At 65.2% G+C, this 2,613-nt stretch carries 2 protein-coding genes; one reads left to right on the top strand and one right to left on the bottom strand.

Annotation, left to right across the window (positions count from 1 at the left end; all coding sequences use genetic code 11):
* Positions 1–3: 3 nt before the first annotated feature.
* Entirely contained in the window at positions 4–708 is a 705-nt protein-coding gene (gene lipB / locus EOA24_RS33825; protein ID WP_245501913.1) for a lipoyl(octanoyl) transferase LipB, read from the top strand.
* Positions 709–889: 181 nt separating this feature from the next.
* Here the strand turns inward: lipB and EOA24_RS33820 are convergent, their stop codons facing one another.
* On the bottom strand, positions 890–2,140 hold the full coding sequence (locus EOA24_RS33820; protein WP_126082123.1) for an SRPBCC family protein: 1,251 nt from the start codon (positions 2,138–2,140) through the stop codon (positions 890–892).
* Positions 2,141–2,613: the final 473 nt, after the last annotated feature.

Below are 2,613 nucleotides of genomic sequence, written 5' to 3'. Positions count from 1 at the left end.
CCCCTGCCCGGCTCGGCGCCGGTGGAATGGGTGATCGAACCCGGCCTCACCTCCTATCCGGACGCGCTGGCCTTCATGGAGGCGCGCGCCGTGGCGATCCGCAGCGGTGCTGCCGGCGAGATGGTCTGGTTGGTCGAGCATCCGCCGCTCTACACCGCCGGAACCAGCGCGCGTGGCGAAGACCTGATCGATCCCGACCGCTTTCCGGTCTTTGCCGCGGGTCGCGGCGGCGAATACACCTATCACGGTCCCGGCCAGCGCGTGGCCTACGTCATGCTCGACCTCAAGCGCCGGCGCGAGGATGTGCGCGCCTTCGTCGCAGCGCTGGAGCAATGGATCATCGAAACACTTGCCGCCTTCAATGTGCGCGGCGAGCGGCGCGAGGACCGCGTCGGCGTCTGGGTGGTGCGGCCGGATCGCCCTGCCCTGCTCGACGGCTCGCCGGCCGAGGACAAGATCGCGGCAATAGGCATCCGGCTGAGGCGATGGGTGAGCTTCCACGGCATCGCCATCAATGTCGAGCCCGATCTCGGCCATTTCAGCGGCATCGTGCCCTGCGGCGTCTCGGACCATGGCGTGACCAGCCTCGTCGACCTCGGCCTGCCGGTCACGATGGCCGACCTCGACCTGGCGCTGAAAGCCGCTTTCGAGGATGTGTTCGGACCTGCCGCCGTTCCGACTGCGGAGCCAGCTCGGAAGGCCGGCTAAGCCGCTCCGCCTACGGGTGTGTTGAGATTCAGGTCAGGCCGAGTCGGAGTCGAAGACGGGCGCGAAGCGACCAAACAAGGCGGTTCCGAGAACCGGAGCGGAGCGTACTTATAGTACGTGAGCACCGGAAGCGCAGGAAGCCGACATTTGCAGGCCGGCCTCACCTGAATATCGACACACCCTACATGAGCTGCGCGGAAGCCCACAGCATCCCATAGCCATGGATGGCGAAGACCGCGAGCAAAGCGCCGGCCATGACCAATCGGTCGAAGGTCTTGATCGGCTTCAGCTCGTGGCGCGGCTTGACGCCGCTGCCCACGGTGATGAGGCTGAGGATCGAGAACACCGCGCCGGCGATCAGCAGGAAGCTCGGCGAGAAACCGGCCCGCCAGCCAAGCGCGAGAAGCGCGGACAAGAGCAGGAAGGACGCCAGCGCGAGTACCGCCGGGCCGGGGCAGATCTGGCGCAGCACCTGGCCGCCGTCGAATTTCCACACCGGCACCAGATTGGCGATGTTGAACAGCGATGCGCAGCCGGCAAGCGTGGCCAAAAGCGTCGCGGCCAGGCGATGTCCTTCGCTGCCGGCGAGGCCGCTGGCGGCGATCAGCACCGGCACCAGGAAAGCGGAGAAGCCGGCGCCCATCAGCGCCACGAAAGCAACCTCGAAGCGGCTGTCATAGGGCCTGCCGCCGATGGCAATGCCGCCAAGCAGCGGGATGAAGATCATGCGCGCCCGGCGATGTCCCGTCAGGCGGAAGGCGGCCATATGACCGAGCTCGTGCAGGGCGACCACCGAGGTCAGGATCGCGGCCAGCGCCAGCCCGCCGATATTGAGGCCGAAGAACGGCCACAGGATCAGGGCCGAGAGCACGGCGAAACCGATCTGGCTCAGCGGATGCTCGAACCAGCCGCCCTTGCGATAAGTGCCGGTTGCCGCCCAGACATCCAGCTTGCGTATCTCACGGCGCATGGCGAAGAAGCGAAAGACCAGGAAGGCAACGCCGCGATAGCGGTCGGTCTGGGTAAGCGTCACCCGCGTCGCATCGCCCTCGGGCAAAAGCGCGACGGTCTCGCGATAATTCGCCCAGAAGGACGGGTCGAGCGCCGTGTCCTCGATGACCGTCATCGAGAAGCGGCTGCCCTCGCCGACATCCTCGAACCGCGACTTGCGTTCGATCGGCCGCCCGTCCCGGCCATCCCAGGACAATCTGATCAGCGCCGTTCCCTCGCCGTCCAGCGGCTCGGCCGAAAGGATTTCCCCGGACCACCCGGCGTCGCTTCCGAACGGCCACAACGCCTGCCAGAGGCGCTCGCGATCGGCCTTGATCACGCGGCTGACCGTCACCGTGCGCGACCCGAGCGGCACGGTCATCAAAAGGAAGATCAGTCCGAGATTGCCGGCCACGAGGGTGACCGTGACGAAGACCGACACTTGGCTCCCCTGTCTTGGGCTCCTGTCTGGATGGGCAGCCTACGTCGGCGCGGCCAAGAAAGACTTAACAACAATGGCCGGGCTCTTGCCCATCCCAGGCGGGTTCTTGCCCATCCCGCAAGGGCGGGCCCTCGCCCGCCCGAAACAGCGGCGGCGAGGCCGCCTGATCACATGGCGCCGATCCAGATCGCCATGGAAACGAGAAAGGTGCTCATGCAAACCAGCGAGACGACATCCTGAACCAGATCAGACATAACTCTCTCCGTTGTTAGTATGTTCGTAATTTGTTCTAATTTTGTTCGAATGTCAACGACCGTCGATAGCCCGGCGGAGCGAATTCAGCCGGTCCGTTTGGGCAGAGTTAAGGAAAGGTTGACGAGCGATGAGGTTCGTTGCGCGGAGCCAGGCCAAACCGGAATTCGGATCAGGCTGAGTCGAGGATGGCAGGTTCCGAGAACTGGAGCGGAGCGTAC

Origin of the sequence: Mesorhizobium sp. M2A.F.Ca.ET.039.01.1.1, from assembly GCF_003998035.1 — a bacterium.
Taxonomy (GTDB): Bacteria; Pseudomonadota; Alphaproteobacteria; order Rhizobiales; family Rhizobiaceae; genus Mesorhizobium.
The sequence above is the reverse complement of the archived record's forward strand: the minus strand, read 5'-3'. Positions and strand labels throughout refer to the sequence as shown.